Source organism: Lysobacter sp. HA18, assembly GCF_054057595.1.
Map to the genome: position 1 here is coordinate 1,368,903 of NZ_JBSRZL010000001.1, position 20,070 is coordinate 1,388,972.

Consider the following 20,070-nt stretch of genomic DNA (forward strand, 5'->3'; position numbering starts at 1 on the left):
TTCGGCGCTTGGCGCCACGCCGGGCAGCCCACACAGTCCGCGGTCATCCCCCTCACGGAGTGCCCGATGGGCCGCCTCGCGTCTTCCCTGCGTGTCGCTCTTTTCACCGCCGGCTTGGTGCTGTGCACCGGCGCGCTCGCCGCGGCGCCGTCGAAGGACTTCCTCGCCTCGCACATGGACACCTCGGTCGACCCGGGCGTCGACTTCTTCCAGTACGCCAACGGCGCGTGGCTGAAGGCGCATCCGATCCCGAAGTCCGAATCGTCCTGGGGCATCGGCAACGAGGTCGACGACGAGCTCTACACGCGCCTGCGCACGATCAGCGAGTCGGCGGCGAAGAAGAAGGCGGCCACCGGCAGTGACGACCAGAAGATCGGCGATTTCTGGGCGACCGCGATGGACGTCGCCAAGGCCGACAAGCTCGGTGTGCATCCGCTGGACGCCGAACTCGCGCGCATCGATGCGATCCGATCGACCAACGACGTGCTCGACACCGCGTTCGCGTTCAAGCCGATCGGCGCGCGGGCGCTGTTCCGCTTCGGCATCTCGCAGGACAGCAAGGACAGCGCGACGATGGCGGTGGACATCCACCAGGGCGGCCTCGGCCTGCCGGAGCGCGATTTCTACTTCAACCCGGAAGCCGGTGTCGCGAAGATTCGCGCCGCGTACGTCGCGCACATCGCGAAGGATTTCGAGCTGCTCGGTCGTGATCCGGCGTCGGCCAAGGCGTCCGCCGACAAGGTGATGGCGTTCGAGACGGCGCTCGCGCAGGCCTCGCGCAAGCTGGCCGACCTGCGTGACCCGGAGAAGAACTACAACAAGATGTCGCCGGCGGACTTCACCGCGAAGTACACGCCGTCGATCGACTGGACCGCGCGACTCGCTGCGTGGAATCTTCATCCGTCGTACGTGATCGTCGGCCAGCCCGAGTTCTTCGCGGCCGAAGACAAGCTGCTGCACGACACGCCGGTGCCGGTGCTGCAGGACTACCTGCGCTATCACCTGGTCGACGATTACGCGCCGTACCTGTCGACCGCGTTCGACAACGAGTACTTCGACTTCCACGGCCGCGCGATGTCGGGCCAGCAGGAACAGCGAGCGCGTTGGAAGCGCACGCTCGACGTCGAGAACGACGCGATGGGCATGGTGCTGGGCCGCATCTTCGTCAACCAGTATTTCCCGGCTGCATCCAAGCAGCGCTACGAAAAGATGGTGGAAGCGATCCGCGACACGTTCCGCGCGCGCATGGAACGCCTCGACTGGATGGGCGCGGACACCAAGGCGAAGGCGCTGACCAAGCTTGCCGCGGTGACGCCGAAGGTCGGCTATCCCGATCACTGGAAGGATTACTCCGCGCTCGTCGTCGGCCGCGAGTCGTACGCCGACAACCTCAAGAAGGCCGAGCGCTGGAAGTTCGACGACAACCTGTCGAAGTTCGGTAAGCCGGTCGATCGCACCGAATGGGACATGACGCCGCAGACGTACAACGCGTACTACAACCCGTCGAACAACGAGATCGTGCTGCCGGCGGCGATCTTCATGGTGCCGGGCGTGCCGGATGCGAAGGTCGATGACGCGGTCGCGTACGGCTACGTCGCCGCGAGCACGATCGGTCATGAAATCACGCACGGCTTCGACGACGAAGGCCGTCAGTTCGACGCGCAGGGCAACCTGTCGGGCTGGTGGACGGCTCAGGACACCGAGCGCTTCAACGCGGCGGCGAAGAAGATGGCCGATCAGTTCAGCGCGTACGAGCCGATCCCGGGCCTGCACATCAACGGGCAGGCGAGCCTAGGCGAGAACATCGCCGACTACGGCGGGCTGCTGCTCGGCCTCGAAGCGTTCAAGAAGACCGACCAGTACAAGCAGGGCCAGCCGATCGGCGGTTTGACGCCGACGCAGCGTTACTTCCTCGGCTATGCGCTGGGCTGGATGACGCAGCAGCGCGAGCAGCAACTGCGCCAGCGGCTGCTGGCCGACGTGCATGCGCCGGCGAAGTGGCGCGTGCTCGGCCCGATGTCGAACATCCCGGAGTTCTACGAAGCGTTCGGCGTGAAGCCGGGCCAGCCGATGTGGCGCGCACCGGAAGATCGCGTTCGCATCTGGTAATCGTTTGAGGGCTGAAACACGGGTGGCGGTCGAGGATTCGGCCGCCGCTTTTTTGTGCGCGATGCGTGCGCGTCGCTGGCCGTCTGACGGAGGCCAAGACGTCGCGACGCAAGCGTCCGTACGCGCGCGCTTCGCCGACACGCGGCCGCTGCGAATATCGACGCAGACGCATAATCCCAACGGGTGTTCCTGCCCGCGAATGCTCGGGGTTGCGCGATGACGTTCGACGATTTCGCTCCGTTGCTGACCCGCGCGCAGGCGCACGCGATGCAGTACCTCGACGCGCTTCCCGAGCGCTTCGTCGGCGCACGCGCGAGCCGCGGCGAAATGATCGCCGCGTTCGACGGCACGTTGCCCACGCGCGGTGAGTCCGCCGAATCCGTGCTCGACCTGCTCGCAGCGAACGCACCGCGTGGCACGCAGGCCTGCGCGGCGCCGCGCTATTTCGGGTTCGTCATCGGCGGCAGTGTGCCGGTCGCGCTGGCCACCGACTGGCTGGTGTCGACCTGGGACCAGAACGCCGGTATCCACATCATTTCGCCGCTCACCGCAGCGGTCGAGGAAGTCGCCGGTCGTTGGCTGCTGGATCTGTTCGATCTGCCGCGCGACAGCGGCGTCGGTTTCGTCACCGGCTGCCAGATGGCGCATTTCACCTGCCTCGCGGCGGCGCGACATGGCGTGCTGCGTCGCGCCGGATGGGATGTCGAAGCCGACGGCCTCAATGGCGCGCCGCGCATCCATGTGGTCGCATCGGCCGAAGCGCACGTCACTGTCGATGTCGCGCTGCGCTACCTCGGCATCGGAACGCGCGCACTGGTGCGTGTCGAGTCCGACGAGCAGGGCCGCATGCGGCTCGACCGGCTGCGCGAGGTGATGGCCAAGCTCGACGGCCCCGTCATCGTCTGCGCCCAGGCCGGCAACGTGAACACCGGTGCGTTCGATCCTTTACGTGGCATCGCGGAGATCGCGCGAGAACACGGCGCGTGGATGCATGTCGACGGAGCGTTCGGGTTGTGGGCGCGTGCCGGCGACGAACGCCGTGCCATTGCCGACGGCATCGATCTCGCCGATTCCTGGGCGACCGACGCGCACAAGTGGCTCAACGTGCCGTACGACAGCGGCGTCGCGATCGTGCGCAATGTCGAAGACCATCGTGCGGCGATGACCGTGTCCGCGGCCTACCTTGTGCAGACGCGCGGCGCCGAGCGCGATGCGGTCGACTGGGTGCCCGAGTTCTCGCGTCGCGCACGGGGCATTCCCGTCTACGCGGCGTTGCGCGCGCTGGGTCGCGATGGCGTGGCCGAGATGGTCGAACGCTGCTGCGCGCATGCGCGACGGTTCGCTAAGCGACTCGGCGACGCGCCCGGCGTTCGCGTCCTCAACGATGTCGTGCTCAACCAGGTGCTGGTGCGCTTCGGCGACGATGACGCGATGACACGCGCGGTCGTCACCGGCGTGCAGGAAGAGGGCACGTGCTGGGCGAGTGGCACGACATGGCACGGTCTCGCCGCCATGCGCATCTCCGTATCGAACTGGGCCACGAGCGAGGACGACGTCGACAGAAGTGCCGATGCGATGTTGCGCGTATTCGGCAACGTCACCGAGCGTTCGGCCGCGGCCGTCTGACGACGCGCTCTGCGGCTAGAACTTCTCGCCGACCGGCAGGTAACGCCACGCACCCGGCGGCATCGCGCCGTTCGGGCCCTTGCCGATGCCGATGCGCCCGATACGCAGGCGCCTGATCGAGACCACGCGTAGCCCGACCTCCGCGCACATGTAGCGCAACTGCCCCTCGCGCACGCCCTTGATCGCGAAGCGCAGGCGATCCTCGTTCTGCCAGCTCACCTTGCATGGCGGCAGCCGCCGTCCCTGGTACTCCATGCCGTGTGCCAGCCGGTTCATGCCGTACGGAATGAGGTCGCCATGGATCTCGACGAGGTATTCGTGCTCGATCTCGTCCGCATCCTCGGTGAGGCGACGCCACACGCGGCCGTCCTGCGAGAACACCATCAGCCCGCTGGCTTCGCGATCGAGCGGCACCAGCGGCGTGAGCCGATGGAAATGACGCTGCAGCGGGCGGATCTCGGACGGATCGTCCGCCCAGCGCGTCGCGAGCGTCACCAGTTCGAGCGCGGGCTTGCGGCCTTCGATCGCGTCGAAGCCGGCCGGCTTGTTGAACAGGATCGTCGCCGGTTCGACCGCATCCAGACGCGCTTCGGGATCGATCGCGACCGCTTCGGCGTCGATCAGATGCTGCGGCGACTCGACGATGCGTCCGTCGACCGACACCCAGCCGTTGCGGATGTACTGCTCCGCATCCGCGCGCGAGCACTGCATCAGCTCGGCGACACGACGGGCAAGGCGAACCGGTTCGGTCATCGGAAAAGCCGGGGAAACGGGCGCGCAGTGTAGCGGGGCGGCTGCGAGGCGCGTGTCCCGGCGCTATTTCCCGGTGCTGCGTGTTCCCGCCAGCTGTACGGGCCGGTTGTTGTCATGGCCGATCGCCCGGTGCACGAGCGCGACCTCGGCATCGCTCGCCGCGACCGGCTGCTTCATCACGATCCAGCGCACGTGTTCCGTACACGGAGGCGTAGTGAGTGAGCCGTCGTAGCGGTAGTAGGCCCGGTTCGCGGGCAGCAGGTCGGCGGCCGAAACCGGCGTCGCGATGGCGGTGGTCCCGTCGACCTTCGCCGGTACGTATGGCCAGACGCGCTCGAGCCACGGGTTGCTGACGCCCTTGCCGAACAGCACCGCCACGACCGCGAGGTGGCCCTGCGCATCGGCATGCACCAGGTGCGCTTCCATCGGGAACCGTTTGCCGTTGACGGTGTGTTCGCTCGGCACGTGGAAGTGCAACTGCTTCAGCGTGAAGTCGGTGCCGTCCACGCGCATGTGGCTGCCGGGGTTGAAGTCGACCTGGATCGCATGTCCGTTGTTGACGACGCGATAGCCGCCGTCGCGATAGTCGAAAGCGATTGGCGTATGCGGCGCATCCATCGCATGCGTCAGGTCGATGGGCGATTGGCTGTGGCCGTGCGCACAGGTCGCGAAGTCGGGTTCGAGCTGTCCCCAGTGCGACGGTCCCGCGGCACCCGTATAGCCCCAGTGCGGCGCGTGCTCGTCGGCCGCGGCGATCGCCAGCGTGCCGAAAAGAAGTGAGGACAACGCCCAGTGCGGTCTCAAATTCACGACGCCGACTCCCATGTCGCGCGGAAGAAACGATGGCCCCTGGCCAAGCGACTAGATGCCCGTTGTCATTAAGCCGCTGTGAACCGGACGGGGCACGGATGACCACGGTCGAGGTTGGAGTTGCGCGCTACGACGCGCGAAACTGGGGGCGACGCGGATAGCGTGCTGCGGCCTGTCACGTTCGAGCCCGCTCATGCGTCCTTCCTCCGTAGACCGGAGATGTCCATGGATCGCCAGACCCTGTTGTTCCAGCAGCACCGTTCGCGCCTGTTCGGCCTCGCGTATCGCATGCTCGGCACGCCGGCTGACGCGGAGGACGTGCTGCACGACGCGTGGTTGCGCCTGCATGCGCAGGACCTCGACGCGCTCGACGACCCCGAGGCGTGGCTGGTCACGGTGACGACGCGCCTCGCGCTCGATCGGCTGCGTCGCGCGAAGGCCGAGCGCGAGCACTACACGGGCCCGTGGTTGCCCGAACCTCTCGCGCCCGAGAGCGAGCAGCCCGACGTCGAGCACGAGCGCGGCGAAACACTGACTCTTTCGTTCCTGCTGCTGCTCGAGCGCCTGAGCCCGGAGGAGCGCGCCGCGTTTCTTCTGCACGAGGTGTTCGACTACAGCCATTCCGAAGCCGCGCGCATCCTCGAGATCGCGGAAGACGCCTGTCGCCAGCGCGTGCATCGCGCGAAGACGCGTCTGCGCGAAGGCCGCCCGCGTTTCCACGTCGACACTGCCGCGCAGCAACGGCTGCTGCAGCGTTTCGTCGCCGCGATGGCGCAACCGACGCTCGACTCGCTACGTGCTCTGTTCGCGGACGACGCTGTGCATATCAGCGACGGCGGCGGTGTCGCACGCGCCACGTTGCGACCACTGCACGGCGCCGAGCGCCTCGCACGCCTGTACCTGCAGCTCTCACAGCACCTCGGCGACGACGTGCATTTCGAGGCCACCACGCTCAATGGCGCACCCGCATTGCTGATGCGTGATGGCGACCAACTCACAAGCGCGATGTGGATCGAGAGCGACGGCGAGCACATCACGGCCATCCACGCGCTGCGTCATCCGCAGAAACTCGCGCGGCTGTGGCCTGTCACGAAACCGGAGCCTGCGGCGTCCTTGTATTGAAGGCGGCTGATTCCGGCCGCTTCGAACAGGAGCCTGCCATGACCCGTTTCTCCATCCAGCGCCATTACCCCGCCATGCAGCCGCTCGTCACACTCGGCGAGCGCATCCACGATTCTGGTCGACTCGAGCCGGCGATGATCGAACTCGTGCTGATGCGCGTATCGCAGATCAACGGCTGCGCGTTCTGCCTCGACATGCACAGCAAGGACGCACGCGCCGCCGGCGAAACGGAACAGCGCCTCTACCTGCTACCCGCATGGCGCGAGACGAAGGTGTACAGCGACCGCGAGAAGGTCGCGCTTGCGTGGGCAGAGGAGCTCACCGAACTGCCCTCGCACGAATCCGTATCCGACGCGCTTTACGAACAGGCGCGCCAGCACTTCGACGAAGACGCACTGGTCGACCTGACCTTGCTCGTCGTCGCGATCAACAGCTGGAACCGCATCAACATCGCGGCGCGGACGATTGGTGGTGCGTACAAGCCGGCGGCGCGGGCGGCGGAGTCGGCGGTTGCGTAAGTGAGGTGCTGCCGGGGCCGCACGTCGCGGCCCCGCTGTGCCTGTCACGTGCGACGAGGCGATCCGACGGGAGGGCGGTCGAACTCATCTACCGATAACCCGCGCGCAGTACCGTCACGCCTCCTACCGACCGCAGGAGGCGCACCATGATCCCGAAGATCCAGCCGTGCCTTTGGTTCGACAAGAACGCCGAGGATGCCGCGCGCTTCTATGCCGAGACGTTTCCCGACAGCCGCATCGACGCCGTGCATCGCGCGCCGGGTGACTATCCGTCCGGCCAGCAGGGCGACGTGCTCCTCGTCGAGGCGACGATCCTCGGCATGCGGTTCCTCATGTTGAACGGAGGGCCGCAGTTCAAGTTGGACGAAGCGGTCAGCTTTCAGGTCGCGACCGACGACCAGGCGGAAACCGACCGCTACTGGAACGCGATCGTCAGCAACGGCGGGCAGGAAAGCGCCTGCGGCTGGTGCAAGGATCGCTTCGGGCTGTCGTGGCAGATCACGCCCAAGCGGCTCACCGAATTGATGTCCGTGGGCGGTGAGAAAGCGACGCGCGCATTTGCGGCCATGATGGAGATGGGGAAGATCGACATCGCTGCGTTGGATCGGGCGGTCGCGGGCGTTGATAGCTGAGAAACGTCGCGGCGCAGCGGCACGGGGCGGGACGACGCGCACTCGTCGCCGCGATTGGCTCTGCACCGAGCGCGACGCGCGTCAGCGCAGCACCGCATGACGCACGGCTGTCATGTGTCGTAGCACCCGCGCGACATCGCATGGCACGGTGACCACTGGCACGCTCGACATCGGGCGTGCCGTGGAATCGTTCGGTCACCAGACCGGCATCGAAACCCATGACGAACGCAACGTCGCCCCAGCCCTACGCCCGCCTCGCCGGTCTGTTGTACCTCGTCATAATCGCGGCCGGCATGTATGGCGAACTCGCGGTTCGCGGCAGCATGGTGGTCAGCGGCGATGCTGCTGCGACGGCCGCACGCATCGCTGCGTCGCCGGAGCGCTGGCGGATCGGCATCGCACTCGACCTGCTCATGCATGTCTGCGACGTGTTCGTGATGTGGGGCATCTACATCCTGTTGCGACCGGTGAGCCGGCGCCTCGCGCAGCTCGTCCTGCTGTTGAACCTGATCCAGACGGCGGTTCTCGTCGCTAACAAGATCCTTTTGTTGGTGCCGCTGCTTCTCCTCGACGGCTCGCCGTACTTGCATGCATTTTCGCTGCCGCAGCTGCAGGCGCTGTCGTACGCGGCGATCCGCCTGCACGAGCACGGCTTCGGCGTCGGCCTGATCTTCTTCGGCTGGGTCTGCCTCGTGGAGGGTTACCTGATCCGCCGCTCGGGCTTCCTGCCGAAAATCATTGGCGTGCTCATGCAGGTCGCGGGCGCGTGCTACCTGATCAACACCACGCTGCTGCTGCTCGCGCCGGAAGTCGAAGGCCGACTGTTCGCAGTGCTGATGCTGCCCGTGTTCATCGCCGAGCTGTCGTTCGCGCTGTGGCTGACGATCAAGGGCGTCAACGAAACGGCGTGGCATCGACGTGCGGCCGAGGCGGTCGGCTGACGCGTACGTGGCTCGCGTCCATGGGTCATGCCGACGATCGATGCGCATGTTGTCAGCTCCCGAGACGCGGATGCATCAGTGAAATCGTGCGTTGCCGCAGTGCATCAACCATAGATGCGCCCCCGGAATAGACACGCTCGTCGGCAACCACCTTTCGGCACGGTAAGCATCGCAAGCGGCCGGTCTATAGTCGGCCGACCTCGCCGCAGAAGGATGTCGCCGTGATCCGATCCCGCCTCACGCTCGCGTTGCTCGTCGCCGCCGGAACCGCTTCGGCAGGTGGCCTGCACGGTATCGCCACCAGCGACATCGATCGCAACGCGAACGCCTGCACCGATTTCTTCGCGTATTCCAACGGCGCGTGGCGCCAGCAGAACAAGATCCCGGACTACATGGATCGCTGGAGCCGCCGATGGCAATCCGGCGAAGTGAACAAGGAGCACGTGCGCGACATCCTCACCGAGGTGTCCGCGAAGTCCGACTGGCCGAAGGGCAGTGCCGAGCAGCTCTCGGGTGATTTCTATGCCGCGTGCATGGACGAATCGCGCATCAACCAGCTCGGCCTCGCGCCCGCCAAGCCGTGGCTCGATCAGGTCTCGTCGATCAAGACGCGCGGCGACCTGCAGCGCACGGTTTCCAACCTGCACGACGTCGGCATCGGCGTGCCGTTCTTCGTGCATTCCGGGCAGGACCTGCACGACCCCGAGCGCGTGATCGCGTACGTCGACCCCGGCCGCCTCGGCATGCCGGACCGCGACTACTACCTCAAGCCCGACAAGCGTTTCGTCGACGCGCGTGCGAAGTATCTCGAGCACGTCGCCAACATGTTCAAGCTCGCGGGCTCGACACCGGCGCAGGCGAAGGCCGCGGCGCAGACCGTGTTCGATGTCGAGAAACGCCTCGCGCAGGCGCAGCTGGACAACGTGGCGCTGCGCGATCCGAAACAGCAGGATCACCTGGTCACCTTCGCCGCGTTGCAGAAGTCCGCGCCCGCATTCGACTGGGCGCATTACTTCGATGCCGCGCACCTGCCGCGCGCCGATCTCAACGTCAGTCAGCCGGGTTACATGACGGCCGTCAACAAGGAGCTCGCCGCGACGCCGATCGATCAGTGGCGCACCTACCTGCGCTGGCATGTGTTGAGTGCATCCGCCGACGCGCTGCCGCAGCCCTTCGTCGAAGAGAACTTCGCGTTCTACGGCCGTTACCTGAGCGGTGCGACGGAAATGAAGCCGCGCTGGAAGCGTTGCGCCGAAGCCACCGACAACCAGCTCGGCGACGCGCTGGGTCATGCCTACGTGCAGAAGTATTTCCCGCCGGAAGCCAAGGCGCGCATGCAGGACATGGTCAAGAACATCCTGCTCGCGATGCACGACACCATCGACACGCTGGACTGGATGGCGCCCGAAACCAAGGCGAAGGCGCTCGAAAAACTCGCGACCTTCAATCCGAAGATCGGTTACCCCGACAAGTGGAAGGACTACGCCGGCGTGCAGGTGTCGCGCACGTCGTACTGGGATGATTCGGTTGCGGCCGCGCGCTGGAACGTGGTCGACGACCGCACGCAGATCGGCAAGCCGGTCGATCGCACGCGCTGGGGCATGACGCCGCCGACGTCGAACGCGTACTACAACCCGCTGCTCAACGAGATCGTGTTCCCGGCCGGCATTCTGCAGCCGCCCGCGTTCGACGTGACCGCGACCGACGCCGTGAACTACGGCGCGATCGGCGTGGTGATCGGCCATGAAATCAGCCACGGCTTCGACGACCAGGGTGCCCAGTTCGATGCGAAGGGACGCCTGTCGAACTGGTGGACGCCGTCGGACCAAGCGAAGTTCCAGACGCGCGGGCAGTGCGTGGTGAAGCAGTTCGACAACTACTTCATCGAGCCCGGCATCCATCACAACGGCAAGCTGGTGCTCGGCGAATCGATCGGCGACCTCGCCGGCGCGAAGATCGCGTATCGCGCGTACCAGAAGTCGCGGGAAGGGAAGGGCCCGGAACCGACCATCGACGGCTACACGCCCGAGCAGCAGTTCTTCATCGCCTGGGGCCAGTGGCGTGGCGACGAAACGCGGCCGGAGACGCAGCGCACGATGGTGCAGGGCGACCCGCATCCGATCGCGAAGTACCGCGTCAACGGGCCGTTGTCGAACCTGCCCGAGTTCCGCCAGGCGTTCCAGTGCAAGGCGGGCGACCCGATGGTGCGGCCGGACGCGGATCGCTGCGAAGTGTGGTGATGCGAACCATCGCGTAACGGACAGGCCGCCATGTGCGGCCTGTTTCGTTTGTGGCTATCGCGACTTCGCGACCATTGCGACGGCGGCCGCCCATCGGCTCAGGCGCGTCGGCCATTGCCGCGATTCCATAGTTCCAGAATAATGGAAATATGGATACCGACGAGACTCTCGCTGCGCTCCGCGCGCTGGCCCACGAAAGCCGCCTCGCTGCGTTCCGCGCATTGGTGCGGGCCGGCCCCGACGGGTTGGCCGTGGGCGAATTGCGGGATGCGCTCGGTCTGGCGCCCGCCACGCTGAGCGCGCATCTCAACGTATTGCGCGGCGCCGGGCTTGCCGGCGACACCCGCGAAGGCCGCGTCATCCGCGTCCGCGCCGACTACGCGCGCATGGACGCGCTCATCGCCTATCTCACCGAGAACTGCTGCCAGGGCGCCGCGTGTGCTCCGGTGGCGGGCCGCTGCAAGCCCCGCAATGAAGGAGCCACGGCGTGACCACCGCATCGGCGAGCCATCGCGTCCTTTTCGTCTGTGTCGAGAATTCCAATCGCAGCCAGATGGCCGAAGCGTTCGCGCGCATGCACGGCGGGGATGCGGTCGAGGCGCTGAGCGCAGGGTCCAAACCATCCGGTCGCGTCAATCCCAAAGCGGTGCGTTTCATGGCCGAACGCGGCTACGACCTCGCATCGCATGCATCGAAGTCGCTCGACGACATAAGCGGCGAATTCGATGCGGTGATCACCATGGGCTGCGGCGACAACTGTCCGTGGGTGCCAGCGAAGCGCCGCGAAGACTGGGCGCTGCCGGATCCGCGCGACATGGGCGACGACGGCTATCGCGCCGTTCGCGACGAGATCGAGGCGCGGGTCAAAGCCCTGCTGGCATCGCTGTGATGCCGCTGCCGCGTCGACTGCTGGCCGAGTTCCTCGGCACCGCGCTGCTACTCGCGACGGTCGTGGGTTCGGGCGTCATGGGCATGGATCTGTCGGGCGGCAACAAGGGCGTCGCGCTGCTCGCCAATGCCGGTGCGACGGCCACGATGTTGTACGTGCTGATCGTCCTGTTCGGGCCGGTGTCGGGCGCGCACATGAATCCCGCCGTGTCGCTGGTGATGCGGCTGCGCGGCGAGCTTCGATCACGGGAGCTGGGGGGCTACGTGCTCGCGCAGGTCGCGGGCGCGGTGGCCGGCGTCGTTCTCGCGCATGCGATGTTCGGCCTCGACATCGTGCAGCCCGGCGACCACATCCGCTCCGGCGGTGCGCAATGGCTGAGCGAAGGCGTCGCGACGTTCGGGCTGGTGCTCACCATCCTGCTCGGCGTGCGCCAGCGGCCGGCGGCTATTCCGGTCCTCGTCGCCGCCTACATCTTCGCGGCGTACTGGTTCACGGCGAGCACGTCGTTCGCGAATCCTGCGGTCACGCTGGCACGATCGATGACGCGAACCTTTGCCGGCATTCGGCCCGACGACGTGGTGGGATTCGTCGTCGCACAGATCGGTGGCGCGCTGTTCGCTGCATGGGTGGCGAACGTAGTGCTGCCGAAGGACGAAGCAGTCGCGCAATAATCCGTCGCAACGTCCTTCGGCTTCAAACATGTCCATCGTCCTTACCGACTTCGCCCGCGCGCGGCTGTTTCCGCGCGAGCCGCGGCGCAACACCATCCAGGACTGCGCGCCCGAGCAGTTCGAGCGGCATGTCAATGACGTCGAGCCTGTCGCCGTGCTCGACGGCTATGCGCCGTTCTGCAAGCTGCACGTGCATCGCAACTGGACGTCGACACGCTGCCTCGCGGTGCCGATCACCGAAGCGAACCGGCATCTTTTGAAGTCGGACTACGAGGCACGCACGCGCGACGAACTGCCTGTGCTCGTACGCTGGTTCGAAGGCCTGGAACCACCCGTCGCGAACTACCTCATTCCGATTCTCTACAGCCGCGAGCAGATGGCGAAGGAAGGCACGCCGATCGATGCGGACTGGGGCATCGTCGGCTGCATGTACACGGCGGAGCCGATCGAAACACCGATGGCGCCGATCACGATGATGCGCAACGCGCTCGGCGTGGAAGAAGGCGGCTCGGGTGTGCCGCTGGATCGAGAGGCCTACCTGCGAAGCAGCGAGTTCTGGCGCAATCACGCCAACTGGCGCGGCTAGGCCTGCTGCGTGCCGGTGTACGCTCGCACGGCCGCAACTCATCGATCTCCGACCGTCGTAGTCATCCAAGGACCACCATGTCGCTCGTTTTCTACGGACACCCGTTCTCGTCGTACTGCCAGAAGGTGCTGATCGCGCTGTACGAGAACGCGATCGAGTTCGACTACCGCGTGATCGACCCGGGCAGCCCGGACATCGCCGCCGAATGGACCGCGTTGTGGCCGCTGCAGAAGATGCCGGTGCTGGTCGATGGTGGCCAAACCGTCGTGGAGTCGAGCATTGTCATCGAGCACCTGCATCTGCATCACCGCGGATCAGTGCCGATGCTGCCGGACGATCCCGTCGATGCGCTCGAAGTGCGCTTCATGGATCGCTTCTTCGACCATCACGTCATGACGCCGATGCAGCAGCCGGTGGCTGAAGCGCTGCGCCCGGACGGTCGCACGGAAGATGCACTGCGTCGTACCGCGACTGCACTCGATACCAGTTATGCCTGGCTCGAACATCGACTGCAGGGCCGCACCTGGGCGGCCGGCGACACCTTCAGCATGGCCGATTGCGCGGCCGCGCCGTCGCTGTTCTACGCCGACTGGGTGCATCCGATCGGCGACGCGTTCCCGACGGTCAGCGCGTACCGTGCACGCTTGCTCGCGCGGCCGTCGTTCGCGCGTGCGGTCGACGAAGCGCGTCCGTACCGGGCCTATTTCCCGCTGGGCGCGCCCGATCGCGATTGATCGTTAGCAACACGGCGGGCGCATCGGCCCGCCGTGCATGACGCTCTACGACATTCGATTCAACGCGCGCCCGGCAGCTTCTGCGGAACGTAGCCTGGAAGATCCGTGGCGTCGAAGGCGAACACGAAGAACATGTTCGGGTTTTCGGCGCCTGCCGGGTGCAGCGCGTCGGTAACTGTCGGCACGAAGTCGTTGTCGTTCGCGATGAACAGCGTGTGGCGCAAGCGGCCGTCGGTGCGGACGTCAGGCCCGAATGCGAGGCCTTCGAGCTTTGCCGGAATGTCGGTCGCGGGAATGCCGTGCGCCGTGAGCGCAGCAACGATGTCGAGGAACTGCGTCTTCGCGATGGCGCGCGGTGCCAGCGCGGCGGCGCCGGTCAGCGTGTCCACGGTGGCCGCGCCCGTCAGGTCGATGCGATAAACGCGCTTGTACGCGGCACTGCTGCCGTCGCCGAAGCCTTTGCCGTCGCGTTCGTCTACGAGAAGTTCGTGATCGTTGATCGCGAGCACTTCGCTGACGGTCGGATACTTCGGTTTCGCCGCGGTACCGAGGTTGCTCAGTGGATACGCGTACTGCCGCGTCATGCCGCTGGCGGTGTCGATGGCGACGATGCGCACGTACGGCGCGTTCGTACCACCGTCCTGCGCAAGCGGGCTTTGCATGGCGCCGAACAGCGTGCGGCCGTCGGGCGAGATGGCCAGGCCTTCCATGCCCTTGTTCGCCACGCGGCCGACCGTGTTGCCCGAGATTTCGTCATCGCCAACCGCGCTCTTGTGCGGCACCGCGAACGCCGCCGGAAGCGCATACGCGCGATCACGACGGCCGGTGATGCGGTTGAAGCGATACACGAACGGGCCGTACTCGTCGGTGACATACACATGCATGCCGTCCGCGCTGACACGGATGCCTTCGGGGTCGAGTCGTCCGTCCAGCGCGCTGGTCGACAGCGTGGTCGCGTCGAATGCATCGGCACGACCGGTGAAGTAGTGCGTATGACGCAGGCGATTGAGCGCCGGCACGCCGCTCTGCAGGCCCACGGCCGCACCATCGCCGTAGACGAGGCGATCGGGCGCATGCAGCAGCGTAGTGGCGAGCAGTCGCGGCTCGAGGCGGAGGGGCAGGGCGTCGCCCGCCGGCGCAGGACGCAGCTGCAGTTGAAGCGTCTGGAAGCGCGGGATGTACGAGGTCGTGTCGCTCACCGCGGCCTTGTAGGCCACCGCGTTCGGGCCGCGGTCGGGCAGGGCGAGGAAGACATCGCTGCCGGCGTACGCAAGGCCCGACCCGATGCCGCCGAGCAGGTTCCCGCTGACCCCGCTCTCCAGCGGCGCGGCGGTTTCGCGGCTGCGGTCGCCGTCGTGTGCGCTCAGGCCGTCGATCGCGACGAGCCGCACTTCGGCGGAAGCGGCGCCGGCCGCGAGCAACAGGGCGACGGCGGATGACAGGCGATGCATCGTGCGCATGGGCGGTCTCACGGGTGGGGGATCGCGGAAGCGTCGCCGCCGAATGTTTCAGCTCGACGCCAACCGGATGACACACGCACGACGGCCGCCATGACGGCCGGCGACCGCGCTGCCGGCCGTGCGCGCTAGGCTGCGCGAAAACGCCGGGAGTGACGCCGTGATGCGACGCCTGCTGCTTGTATTGATGCTTGTCCCCGCGACGTTGCCTGCAGCGCCCCGGCTGCCGTCGGCTGCGACGATCGATCGCGAAGTCGCGGCCGCGATGAAACGCACCGGCGCGCAGGGCATGGCGATCGCGGTGGTCGACGACGGCAAGGTCGTGCACGTCAACGCATTCGGCAAGCGCAACGCCAACGGCGAGCCGCTGGAAACCGACACCGTGATGTACGGCGCGTCGATCACCAAGACGGTCTTTGCGTACACGGTGATGCGGCTGGTCGACCAGGGGCGCATCGACCTTGACGTCCCGATCGCGGACGACCTCGACAAGCCGCTGCCCGAGTACGACACGGAAGCGATCCATCCCGAGAAGTACGGCCCTTACAAGGACCTCGCAGGCGACGAGCGCTGGCGTTCGATCACGCCGCGCATGGTGCTGACGCATTCGACGGGCTTTCTCAACTTCGCCTGGCTCGAGCCCGACAAGAAGCTGCGCATCCATTTCGACCCCGGCACGCGCTATGCGTATTCCGGGGAAGGGATGATCCTGTTGCAGTTCGCGATCGACAACGGCCGCAAGGATCGTGGGCTCGGTGTCGATGTCGGCGAGCTCGTGCGCGAGAACGTGTTCGAACCGCTGGGGATGACGCGCACCTCGCTGATGTGGCGTCCGGACTTCGCGACCAACCTGGCCGACGGCTGGAACGACGAGGGCAAGGTGCAGCCGCACGACGAACGCTCGAAAGTGCGCGCCGCGGGCTCCATGGATGCGACGATCGACGACCTGTCGAAGTTCGCCGCTGCATTGGTGAGCGGCACGGGTCTTTCGCCGAAATCACGGGCCGAGATGGTGAAGCCGCAGCTGCACATCGGCACAGCCACCCAGTTCCCGACGCTGCAGCCGGAGCTGCCTGTCGAGAAGCAACGCAAGGATCTCGCGGCAGGGCTCGGCGTCGTCGTGTTCGATGGCCCGCAAGGCCATGGCTTCTTCAAGGGCGGCCACGACGAACAGACCGGCAACACGATGGTCTGCATCGAGGCGCACCGTCGCTGCGTGCTGATCATGGCGAACGACGTGCGCGCGGAAGCAGGCTTCGCCGATCTGGTGCACTTCATCCTCGGCGACACCGGCGTGCCGTTCGACTGGGAATACGGCTCACGCGCGGGGAAGTCGTGACGCGCTCTCGTAAGAAGACAAACGACGTGCTCGACGCGGCGTCGACCGAGAACACCAGCGCCGATCCGCGCCTGCTCCGTCGGCTCCTGCGCGCGAAGGACCGCATGGATGCCGCGTCACACGAGGCCTGGCCGATCACACGGCTGGCGCGCGTCAGCGACGTGTCGGAAGCGCATTTCGCACGATCGTTCAAGGACGCGTTCGGCGTGCCTCCGCATCGCTACCTGCTGACGCGACGCATCGAGCGGGCGACGGCACTGTTGCGCGATACCGACATGCCCATTCTCGACATCGCGCTGCAGACCGGCTGGAACAGCCTCGGTACGTTCGGGCGCACGTTCCGCGACGTCACCGGTGAAAGCCCGAGCGAGCTGCGCGCACGCCAGCGGGCGGCGTCGCATGCGCTGGAATCCGTGCCCGGCTGCTATCTCAGCGCCGCGCACCGGCCCGACCTCACCATCGCAGTTTCGGAGAAGCGCCGCCGCGAGGGCGTGGCTATAAAGGTCTCCACACAACCGGAGGAAATGCCATGAGCCAGGGAGTCGCAGTCGTCGGCGTCTACGTTCGCGATCAGGACGAGGCCGTCGAGTTCTACGTCGAGAAGCTGGGTTTCCGCGTGCATACAGACGCGCGCAACGGCGACTACCGCTGGCTCACCGTGCAGCACCCGGAGCAGCCGTCGTTCCAGCTCGGCCTTTTCGCGCCGCAGCCGCCGACGCTCGATGCCGGCACAGCGCAGACCATGCGCGAGCTCGTCGCCAAGGGCGCGATGCCGCCGCTGGTGCTGGTCGTCGACGACTGCCGCGCCGCCTGCCAACTCATGCGCCAGCGCGGCGTCGAGTTCACGCAGGAGCCGACCGATCGCTACGGCACGGTCGACGCCGGCTTCCGCGATCCTTCCGGCAACGGCTGGAAGATGATCGAGGCGCGTCGTGTGCCTGCCTGACGTCGCGCTGCGCGGTTGGGCCGCGGCGAATCCGCGGTCAGTGAATCGCAATCAAGGAGTCGAAGTCATGATCAAGAACGGTAAAGCACAGGCGCCCGGTGAGTCCGCGTCGGACCTGATCGATGCACGCATCGCGGACCTCGGCGATTGGCGCGGTGACATGCTCGCGCGTGTTCGCGAGCTGATCCACGAGGCCGACCCGGACATCGTGGAAGAGTGGAAGTGGCGCGGCGTGCCGGTGTGGTCGCACGACGGCATCATCTGCACCGGCGAGACCTACAAGCAGGTGGTGAAGCTGACCTTCATGAAGGGCGCGTCGCTGATCGATCCGGCCAAGCTGTTCAACTCGAGCCTCGATGGCAACGCGCGTCGCGCGATCGACATCCGCCAAGGCGAAGCGATCGATGCCAAGGCGTTCAAGGCGCTGGTACGCGCAGCAATCGCGCTGAATCCGCCGAAGAAGAAGTCGAAAACGGCAGCCTGACGGCCAGTCAGCCGTACGCGGCAGCCAGCACGCAGAGGAAGCCGCACACCGCCAGCGTCGCGTGTGCGGCGACGAGCCAGCCCGGCAGCAGGCGGTCATGCCACTTGTAGACGAGGCTCATCACCGCGCCGCCGGCTGCGGCCAGCAACAGAAGCAGAAGTCCGAGCGATGCCATCGCTGGCGCCGCGCCGGTAAACACCGCATACGCGAGAAGCGTCACGCCCGACGCCGCGAACAAGCCATGCACCATCGCCAGCCACGCCGGCGGATTGTGCTTGGACACGAAGCGGATGCCCGCCATCACAAGCCCGCCGAGCGCGGTAATCACCAGCAGAATCGCGGCAGTCTGCAGCACGCTACACCTCGGGTCGGCGGGTCCGCGGTCGATCTTCGACGCATCGCGTGGAGCGCCCGTGAAGCGCTCGCGCGGACATCAAGGACGTGCGGACGTCACCCGCCACACCGTGTTGCCGACGTCGTCCGCGATGAGCAGTGCGCCGTCGCGGTCCTGCGCGACACCGACCGGCGCGCCGTAGAGCTGCTTCTCGTCCTTCGAGTAGAAGCCGCTGACGATCGTCTTCGGAAGTCCGTCGGGGCGTCCGCTGTTGAACGGCACAAACACCACCGCATAGCCACTCAAGGGCGAACGGTCCCAGCTGCCGTGTTCGCTGACGAACGCGCCGCCCTGGTACTGCGTCGGCAGCGCGTTGGTCTCGGAGAACAGCAGGCCCAGCGCCGCAACATGCGAGCCCAACGCATAGTCGGGCTTGATCGCCTTCTGCACGAGGTCGGGCCGCTGAGGCACGACGCGGCTGTCCGCATGCTGGCCGTAGTAGCTGTAGGGCCAGCCGTAGAAGCCGCCGGGCTGCACCGATGTCAGGTAATCCGGAACGAGATCCGCGCCGATCTCGTCGCGCTCGTTCGCGATCGCCCACAGCTGATGCGTCCACGGGTTCCAGCCGAGGCCCGTCGGGTTGCGGATGCCGGATGCATAGATGCGGCTCGCGCCGGTCGCGACGTCGACTTCGAGCACCGTCGCGCGACGGTATTCGACGGCGAGCCCGTTTTCGCCGATGTTGCTGTTCGAGCCGACGCCGACGTAGAGCTTGGTTCCATCCGGGCTCGCCAGCAGCGACTTCGTCCAGTGATGGTTGATCGTTTCCGGCAGGTCGGCCAGCGCGACACCCGGCGCGGTGATGCGCGTATCGCCGACATGGAATGGGAAGCGCACGATCGCGTCGGCATTCGCGACGTAGAGCGCGTCGCCGATCATCTGCAGGCCGAACGGCGAGTACAGCTTGTCGACGAGCACATGCTGTTCCCACGTACCCGATGGGGTGGGGCGCAACAGCGTGATGCGGTTGCCGCCCTTCGCGCCCTTGCCGGACTGCGCCTTGACCTTGCCCGCGATCCACTGCTTCGGCGTCGTCACCGGCTCGGTGCCGGGGCCATTCGATTCGACGACGAGCACGTCGCCGTTCGGCAGCGCGAGCAGCTGTCGTGGATGCTTCAGGCCGTCGGCGATCTTGTCGACGCGCAGGCCCGGCGCGACGGTCGGCATCGCGCCTTGCGTCCAACCGACGCCCTTCGGCACCTGCATGGGCGGCATGAGGAAGTTGCGTGCGCTCGGCAGCGGCGGATTGCCACCGGACTGCTGCGACGGATCGAGCTGCGCATGCTGCTGGCAGCCGGCGACGAGCGTCGCGAGCGCGAGTGCGAGGACGCGGCTGTAGCGGACGTCAGCCATTGGCGATCTCCCGCGTCGAGCTGCGATCCATCGCGGTGATGACATGGCCGATGGCGATCAGCCCGACCGTGATGATCGACAGCCATTGACCGGCGGGCACCACGGCGTAGGCGTCGCGGCTGTGCACGAAGGCGTTGATGATCGCGGCGACGATGGCCAAGAGGTTGAGCCAGAAATCGATGCGGTCCGCGCCCGTCGACCAGCGGCGCCCGGTGATCCACACCTGCGCCAGGTTCACCAGCCGCGGAATGATTGCGGCGAGCAGGCCGATCACGATCAGCCACGCGGCCGCCTTCGTCCACATGATCTCGGCGCTGCGCGCGTAGGTGATGTCGAAGATCAGCGCGGCGACGAAGCAGCCGAACGGGATGGGATTGAGCAACGCAAAAAGCGCGTTCGCCACGCCGGAGCGCGGCGCTGCAGGAGTTGCCATGGATGGCGGCCTCGCGACGGATTGATGCCTGAC

General features: G+C 66.5%; 22 protein-coding genes. 16 read left to right on the forward strand and 6 right to left on the reverse strand.

What is annotated here, in order from left to right; genetic code table 11:
• Window positions 1–66: 66 nt before the first annotated feature.
• Window positions 67–2,109 carry a M13 family metallopeptidase gene (locus tag ACVWWW_RS06905; RefSeq protein ID WP_027082767.1) on the forward strand — a complete coding sequence of 681 codons (2,043 nt, stop codon included), beginning with the start codon at window positions 67–69 and terminating at the stop codon, window positions 2,107–2,109.
• 216 nt (window positions 2,110–2,325) lie between these two features.
• Complete coding sequence (locus ACVWWW_RS06910; RefSeq protein ID WP_027082768.1) at window positions 2,326–3,735, forward strand: aminotransferase class V-fold PLP-dependent enzyme; 1,410 nt, start codon at window positions 2,326–2,328, stop codon at window positions 3,733–3,735.
• A gap of 15 nt (window positions 3,736–3,750) precedes the next feature.
• On the opposite strand, the gene ACVWWW_RS06915 is transcribed toward ACVWWW_RS06910, so the two are convergent.
• Together ACVWWW_RS06915 and ACVWWW_RS06920 are read right to left on the reverse strand one after the other, a co-directional pair.
• Window positions 3,751–4,488 (reverse strand): rRNA pseudouridine synthase, encoded by a 738-nt coding sequence (locus ACVWWW_RS06915; RefSeq protein WP_027082769.1) that lies wholly within the window; start codon window positions 4,486–4,488, stop codon window positions 3,751–3,753.
• Between the two features lie 63 nt (window positions 4,489–4,551).
• Window positions 4,552–5,298, reverse strand: a complete 747-nt coding sequence (locus ACVWWW_RS06920; RefSeq protein WP_196804351.1) for a carbonic anhydrase family protein — start codon at window positions 5,296–5,298, stop codon at window positions 4,552–4,554.
• 225 nt (window positions 5,299–5,523) lie between these two features.
• Here ACVWWW_RS06920 and sigJ point away from each other — a divergent pair, with 225 nt between their 5' ends.
• The 10 genes from sigJ (at window position 5,524) to ACVWWW_RS06970 (ending at window position 13,631) form a co-directional block, all read left to right on the forward strand.
• A complete protein-coding gene (sigJ, locus tag ACVWWW_RS06925; protein ID WP_027082771.1) occupies window positions 5,524–6,420 on the forward strand; it encodes an RNA polymerase sigma factor SigJ in 897 nt (298 codons plus the stop codon).
• 38 nt (window positions 6,421–6,458) lie between these two features.
• On the forward strand, window positions 6,459–6,938 hold the full coding sequence (locus ACVWWW_RS06930; protein ID WP_027082772.1) for a carboxymuconolactone decarboxylase family protein: 480 nt from the start codon (window positions 6,459–6,461) through the stop codon (window positions 6,936–6,938).
• 146 nt (window positions 6,939–7,084) lie between these two features.
• Complete coding sequence (locus tag ACVWWW_RS06935; RefSeq protein ID WP_036141855.1) at window positions 7,085–7,570, forward strand: VOC family protein; 486 nt, start codon at window positions 7,085–7,087, stop codon at window positions 7,568–7,570.
• Window positions 7,571–7,788: 218 nt separating this feature from the next.
• The gene (locus ACVWWW_RS06940) at window positions 7,789–8,511 is read left to right on the forward strand and encodes a DUF4386 domain-containing protein (RefSeq protein WP_027082774.1); all 723 of its coding nucleotides are present in this window, start codon (window positions 7,789–7,791) and stop codon (window positions 8,509–8,511) included.
• Window positions 8,512–8,732: 221 nt separating this feature from the next.
• Window positions 8,733–10,751 (forward strand): M13 family metallopeptidase, encoded by a 2,019-nt coding sequence (locus tag ACVWWW_RS06945; RefSeq protein WP_027082775.1) that lies wholly within the window; start codon window positions 8,733–8,735, stop codon window positions 10,749–10,751.
• A gap of 149 nt (window positions 10,752–10,900) precedes the next feature.
• Window positions 10,901–11,242 carry a metalloregulator ArsR/SmtB family transcription factor gene (locus tag ACVWWW_RS06950; RefSeq protein WP_027082776.1) on the forward strand — a complete coding sequence of 114 codons (342 nt, stop codon included), beginning with the start codon at window positions 10,901–10,903 and terminating at the stop codon, window positions 11,240–11,242.
• A complete protein-coding gene (locus tag ACVWWW_RS06955) occupies window positions 11,239–11,640 on the forward strand; it encodes an arsenate reductase ArsC (protein ID WP_027082777.1) in 402 nt (133 codons plus the stop codon). Before ACVWWW_RS06950 ends, ACVWWW_RS06955 begins: the two co-directional genes overlap by 4 nt.
• Window positions 11,640–12,311, forward strand: a complete 672-nt coding sequence (locus tag ACVWWW_RS06960) for an MIP/aquaporin family protein (protein WP_036141858.1) — start codon at window positions 11,640–11,642, stop codon at window positions 12,309–12,311. Before ACVWWW_RS06955 ends, ACVWWW_RS06960 begins: the two co-directional genes overlap by 1 nt.
• A gap of 28 nt (window positions 12,312–12,339) precedes the next feature.
• On the forward strand, window positions 12,340–12,897 hold the full coding sequence (locus tag ACVWWW_RS06965) for a DUF3228 family protein (RefSeq protein ID WP_027082778.1): 558 nt from the start codon (window positions 12,340–12,342) through the stop codon (window positions 12,895–12,897).
• A 77-nt stretch (window positions 12,898–12,974) separates the two neighbouring features.
• The gene (locus ACVWWW_RS06970; RefSeq protein ID WP_027082779.1) at window positions 12,975–13,631 is read left to right on the forward strand and encodes a glutathione S-transferase family protein; all 657 of its coding nucleotides are present in this window, start codon (window positions 12,975–12,977) and stop codon (window positions 13,629–13,631) included.
• Between the two features lie 59 nt (window positions 13,632–13,690).
• Here the strand turns inward: ACVWWW_RS06970 and ACVWWW_RS06975 are convergent, their stop codons facing one another.
• Window positions 13,691–15,091 carry an esterase-like activity of phytase family protein gene (locus ACVWWW_RS06975; RefSeq protein WP_036141861.1) on the reverse strand — a complete coding sequence of 467 codons (1,401 nt, stop codon included), beginning with the start codon at window positions 15,089–15,091 and terminating at the stop codon, window positions 13,691–13,693.
• A 160-nt stretch (window positions 15,092–15,251) separates the two neighbouring features.
• On the opposite strand from ACVWWW_RS06975, the gene ACVWWW_RS06980 reads away from it, so the two are divergent.
• The 4 genes from ACVWWW_RS06980 (at window position 15,252) to ACVWWW_RS06995 (ending at window position 17,857) form a co-directional block, all read left to right on the forward strand.
• Window positions 15,252–16,427 (forward strand): serine hydrolase domain-containing protein, encoded by a 1,176-nt coding sequence (locus tag ACVWWW_RS06980; RefSeq protein ID WP_456998661.1) that lies wholly within the window; start codon window positions 15,252–15,254, stop codon window positions 16,425–16,427.
• A gap of 104 nt (window positions 16,428–16,531) precedes the next feature.
• A complete protein-coding gene (locus ACVWWW_RS06985; protein ID WP_081672223.1) occupies window positions 16,532–16,960 on the forward strand; it encodes a helix-turn-helix transcriptional regulator in 429 nt (142 codons plus the stop codon).
• Window positions 16,957–17,373: a VOC family protein gene (locus tag ACVWWW_RS06990; protein WP_027082781.1), complete on the forward strand. Its 417-nt coding sequence runs from the start codon at window positions 16,957–16,959 to the stop codon at window positions 17,371–17,373. The genes ACVWWW_RS06985 and ACVWWW_RS06990 overlap by 4 nt, the downstream gene beginning before the upstream one ends.
• A gap of 67 nt (window positions 17,374–17,440) precedes the next feature.
• Window positions 17,441–17,857, forward strand: a complete 417-nt coding sequence (locus tag ACVWWW_RS06995; protein WP_036141864.1) for a DUF1801 domain-containing protein — start codon at window positions 17,441–17,443, stop codon at window positions 17,855–17,857.
• Between the two features lie 7 nt (window positions 17,858–17,864).
• Here the strand turns inward: ACVWWW_RS06995 and ACVWWW_RS07000 are convergent, their stop codons facing one another.
• The 3 genes from ACVWWW_RS07000 to ACVWWW_RS07010 all read right to left on the reverse strand — a co-directional run bounded on the left by ACVWWW_RS07000 (window position 17,865) and on the right by ACVWWW_RS07010 (window position 20,037).
• On the reverse strand, window positions 17,865–18,212 hold the full coding sequence (locus ACVWWW_RS07000; RefSeq protein WP_051235031.1) for a hypothetical protein: 348 nt from the start codon (window positions 18,210–18,212) through the stop codon (window positions 17,865–17,867).
• A 78-nt stretch (window positions 18,213–18,290) separates the two neighbouring features.
• Window positions 18,291–19,604, reverse strand: a complete 1,314-nt coding sequence (locus ACVWWW_RS07005; protein ID WP_027082784.1) for a PQQ-dependent sugar dehydrogenase — start codon at window positions 19,602–19,604, stop codon at window positions 18,291–18,293.
• A complete protein-coding gene (locus ACVWWW_RS07010; protein WP_027082785.1) occupies window positions 19,597–20,037 on the reverse strand; it encodes a DUF2231 domain-containing protein in 441 nt (146 codons plus the stop codon). The genes ACVWWW_RS07005 and ACVWWW_RS07010 overlap by 8 nt, the downstream gene beginning before the upstream one ends.
• Window positions 20,038–20,070 lie beyond the last annotated feature (33 nt).